Origin of the sequence: Sodalis sp. (in: enterobacteria) (assembly GCF_047607725.1) — a bacterium.
Lineage (GTDB): Bacteria > Pseudomonadota > Gammaproteobacteria > Enterobacterales > Enterobacteriaceae > JBLKSS01.
Genome location: NZ_JBLKSS010000263.1, coordinates 1 through 2,810 on the forward strand (window position 1 = coordinate 1; position 2,810 = coordinate 2,810).

General features: G+C 54.6%; 1 protein-coding gene and 2 pseudogenes. All 3 read right to left on the reverse strand.

Translation table 11 applies throughout. From position 1 onward, the window contains the following. Nucleotides 1–147: 147 nt before the first annotated feature. The gene (locus ACMX3H_RS18000) at nt 148–510 is read right to left on the reverse strand and encodes a CDP-diacylglycerol diphosphatase (RefSeq protein WP_415211774.1); all 363 of its coding nucleotides are present in this window, start codon (nt 508–510) and stop codon (nt 148–150) included. Nucleotides 511–619: 109 nt separating this feature from the next. Continuing rightward, a pseudogene (locus ACMX3H_RS18005) lies at nt 620–1,901 on the reverse strand (MFS transporter). A gap of 535 nt (nt 1,902–2,436) precedes the next feature. After that, a pseudogene (locus ACMX3H_RS18010) lies at nt 2,437–2,670 on the reverse strand (YhjD/YihY/BrkB family envelope integrity protein); the annotation flags it as partial. Nucleotides 2,671–2,810 lie beyond the last annotated feature (140 nt).

A 2,810-nucleotide genomic window follows, 5' to 3' on the forward strand; every position in this document is an offset into this window, starting at 1 on the left:
TCGCGTTCTTCTTTTTACGTGCCATGCCATACCCCCGGAAGCTAAAAGTCTCCAGAGTATGGCGGAACAGAAGATGAGCGATCGGACAGAATCGGAATCGCTGATCGGGCGACCGGAATCAGTGATCGGACGTGACCGAAAGCAGCACTAGCCACGCCTGTCGGATAAAAAATGTCTGGCCTGCCAGGCAAGATAAAAGAAATTGGACGTCGAGGTGGATAACAAGCGCGGGCTTTCGATACCGCTGATTTTTTCGGTGGGCATCAGTAAGAACTGCAGCGGCCCTACCAAATCCTTAAGCACCACATAGCCGGCGGTGGTATTCACTTCACTGCACGGCGAAGGATCCCCTAGCTGCAATTGGTGCGGCACGCATTCTTCGCTCACTATCCGCCACAGCGCGTCGGGATGTTTCGGCGAGGAGGTATTGTAATATTGCCAGGCGCCGAGCGCCGCAACCAGAATAACAATCACCAGCAGCAGCGCATATTTGATCTGTTGCCACGTCATGGATCACCCTCTTAGTGTTCTCTACGCCGCATTAAAAACGGGCCGCATCCGCTGGGATGACAGCCCGTCATTACCGTTATTTTACCGGTAGGCCGCTTAGCCGCGCAATTTACAGCGCCCGGTGCCGTGTTTCATGTGCCGCCAGCAGCGCCAGTAATGTCAGGCAGGCTATCGTCGCCAGGTAAATACCCACGTAGAATAACCCGTAATTGGCGGTGAGCCAGGCGGCAATGTATGGGGCGACCGATGCGTCGATGATTAAGGCCACATTATAGGAAAAAGAGGCGCCGGTATAGCGAACTTCGGTGGGAAACAGCTCCGGCAATAGCGCGCCCATGGGGCCGAACGTGAGACCCATCACCATAAATCCTATCAACAAAAACGCCATGACCACCCAGATATTGCCGGAACCCAAGAGCGACGGGAACACCAGCGCAAAGGCCATAATCAACACTGTAATAGCTATCATGGTGTGCCGGCGGCCGAATTTATCCGCCAATTGACCGGCGACGGGTACCATCAGGCCAAAACCGATGACGCCAATCATCAGCATCAACAGAAAATCGTTGCGCGAGAAACCCAGACCGCGCGGCAGGGGAGCCGTTCCATAGGTCATGGAAAACACCGTCATGATATAGAATAAGGTGTAGGTGGCGACCATGATAAACGAGGCGATGATGGTTACTTTCAGAGTAAGCGCCCCTGTGCCTTCACCTTGGCGATTTTGGCGAAAACCGGCGTTTCGTGCAGCGAGACGTGCACATAAAGCCCAATCAGTACCAGTACGGCCGACAACAGGAACGGCACTCGCCAGCCCCAGCTCATGAACTGTTCATCGGTCAGCAGCCAGGAAAGCAGTAGGAACATGCCGTTGGCGAAAAAGAAACCAATGGGAGCGCCCAACTGCGGGAAGGAGCCATACAGCGCGCGTTTTCCGTCGCCAGCAGCGCCGCGCCGCCCCATTCGCCTCCCAGGCCAAGACCCTGGCCGAAACGGGCCAGCGCCAGCAGCAGCGGGGCCAGTACGCCAATGGTTTCATACCCCGGCAGGAGACCGATCACCACCGTGGAGATACCCATGGTCAGCAGTGAGGCCACCAGAGTGACTTTGCGACCGGCGCGATCGCCAAAATGGCCGAAGAGCGCCGAGCCAATCGGCCGGGCGATAAACGCGATGGCGAAGGTGGCAAGCGATTGTAGCGTCGCGGCGGTGGCGTCCCCCTGCGGGAAAAAGATATGGGGAAAAACAATGACCGCGGCGGTCGCGTAGATATAAAAATCGAAGAATTCGATGGCGGTGCCGATCAACGAAGCAACAATCACTTTGCCCCGCGAATTGACGGGAGGCGCGGCTGCGTCGGAATCCAGAGTCGGTGCTGCTGAGACTTGCATAATTGTTTCTTATTGGTCAACTACGAAAAAATAGGCATCTTAGACAGAGAAATAAGGCATTTCAATGGCTGAATTTTGACCAAATAGTCATTTCCGGTGGCCAGCAGCAGATTATTCCTCCCCATACTGTCCTGACTGAAAAAGCCACGGGGGAAAGCGCTTGTAACAGAGTTAATTTCTGTAAAAACCCGCAAGAAAAGTTATCAATCAGATATAAATGCTGGTTTGTGGTTATGAAAATGTAAAAGTTGGTGTAATGAACTGCTTATGTTGCAAATAAGTAGCGCATTGTGTTATGATGGTAATGAATGTCGATATATTCGGTAGGGGTCAGGCGTCAAGACGGCCCCTATTCTTGACCACCAGGACGTGGCTTGGCCCGCGTGCGGTGGTGTTTATCGACGCACCGGGCCTCCTCTTGCGCAGCGGCGACTGTGCTAAACTCAGCGGCTGCCCGCAGTCGGCCGGAAGGCGAATTGCCGTCGGCGCCAAGCCGGTTGGCTGCGGCGTCGTGGGGAGGGACATCCGTTTCCTGCCGGTTATCGTCCTCGCAGGCGTAATCGGCGGTGCCTATCCATGCGGCGCAGAACAGCGTGAGACGGGCAAAGAAATAGAAAAACGCCATGAGCCCGATGACCGAGCCGAAGGCGGCACCAGAGGGTGATTTGGCCAGTTGCGGTAGCGTCATGGTCACAATGATTTTAATCACCTCGAAACCGAACGCCACCAGCAGCGACCCGTGAAAAATGGCTTTATTCCGTGGTTTATGCGTAAGCGCCCCGTGGAGGACGTCTTGAATTATTGGTGGGTTTGTTGTATGGCCCGGTAAGAATATGTTCCACTACGATGCCTAGTGAACCCGCATCCTATAAGGGACGGCTGTCAGATCATGGATAATCCGGCGATGAT